This is a genomic window from Halorubrum sp. AJ67 (genome assembly GCF_000513435.1).
Genome location: NZ_CBVY010000003.1, coordinates 317,711 through 319,253, shown reverse-complemented (window position 1 = coordinate 319,253; position 1,543 = coordinate 317,711). Strand labels below are relative to the sequence as shown.

1 protein-coding gene and 1 pseudogene are annotated in these 1,543 nt (G+C 69.6%); both read right to left on the bottom strand.

Translation table 11 applies throughout. From position 1 onward, the window contains the following. Nucleotides 1-58 precede the first annotated feature (58 nt). Nucleotides 59-802: a fumarylacetoacetate hydrolase family protein gene (locus BN903_RS04950; RefSeq protein WP_048076644.1), complete on the bottom strand. Its 744-nt coding sequence runs from the start codon at nucleotides 800-802 to the stop codon at nucleotides 59-61. A gap of 75 nt (nucleotides 803-877) precedes the next feature. Beyond that, nucleotides 878-1,543, bottom strand: a pseudogene (locus BN903_RS04945) (zinc ribbon domain-containing protein); the annotation flags it as partial.

Below are 1,543 nucleotides of genomic sequence, written 5' to 3'. Positions count from 1 at the left end.
AAGCGAGGTGTGGTAGCGGACACCGAGACGGGCGGGTAGTTGGTCGAAACGGACCGCGTCAGGGCACGCGTACGTCGTGTTCGAGGGTGCCGACGCCCTCGATCTCCACCTCGACGGTGTCGCCGTCGGCGAGGGCACCGACGCCCTCGGGAGTGCCAGTCGCGATCACGTCGCCGGGTTCGAGCGTGAGGTACGTCGTGATCTCCTCGATCAGCGTCGGCACGTCGAAGATCATGTGCTCGCGGTCGCTGGACTGCTTCGTCTCGCCGTTGACCCGGAGCTCGACGCTCGCGTCGGCGGGCACCTCGTCGGGCGTCGCGAGGACCGGGCCGAGCGGGGCCGCGCCGTCGAACGCCTTCCCGCGCACCCAGTTCTGCTCTTTGTTCTGGTCCTCGCGGTTCGACACGTCGTTCATACAGGTGAACCCGGCGACGACGTCCATCGCGTCGGCGGCGTCGACCGCCTTACACTGTTCGCCGATCACGACCGCGAACTCCGCCTCCCAGTCGATCCGCTCTTTCCCGGCCGGGACGGTCACGGTGTCGCCGTGGCTCGCTACCGCGTTCGGCGGTTTGAGGAAGAGCAGCGGGCGGTCGGGCACGTCGTTGCCCAGCTCCTCGGCGTGGTCGGCGTAGTTGCGTCCGATACAGACGATCTTCGAGGGGTCGGTCGGCGCGAGTACGTCGATGTCCGGGTCCTCGAGGGCGTACTCGTCGCCGCCGAAGGCGACCGTGTCGGTCGCCGGGTCGTACTCGCCGTCGCGGATCGATCCGGCCGGGTCGCGGAACCGTGCGCGGTACATACGGAAGCGATCGGCCGGCCGCCCGAAAAGGGTTCCCGGAGAGGCAAGCGACGGGAGCGACCGTCCCCCGCCGGCTCACTCGGTCGAGTCGGTCGCCTCGCGGACCGACGTACCCGTCGTCTCTCCCGTCGGCTCCTCGTCGCTCGCGTCGCCGTCGAGCGTCTCGGCGTCGTCGGTCGCGCCGCTGTCGAACGATCCCTCGTCGCTCGTGTCGGGGGTGAGCGTCTCCTCGTCGCTCGCGTCGGCGTCGAACGTCTCGTCGCCGGTCAGTTCCGCTTCGAGCGCCGCGTCGTCCGCGAGTTCGTCGAGCGACAGTTCCCCGACGTCGTCGCCGCCGAACACCTCCGAGCGCGCGCAGTCGGCGCAGTAGTGGTTGTGACGGATCGAGTGGGTGCGGACCGGAACGCCGGCGACGACCGTCTCGTCGCGCCGCCGCCGCACGAGGCCGCGCTCGAACGCCTCGCCGCAGACGACGCAGGTGTCCTCGACGGTCTCGGGCGGGCGGACGATCCGGTGGTCCACCGTCTTCCGTCGGCCGAACTTCGTGATCCCGTGGCGGCGGTCTAGCCGACTGCGAACTGGCGGGGCGATACCCAAGCCGAGTCCGGCGAACGCGAGCGCGATCAGGGCCACGGGCAGCGAGCCGATCGCGGACCCGAAAAAGGCGATGAAGCCGCCGATAAGCAGGAGTAACGCCGTCAGGAGGTACGCGGTGACTTTCTCCACTCGTTCCGCGGACTC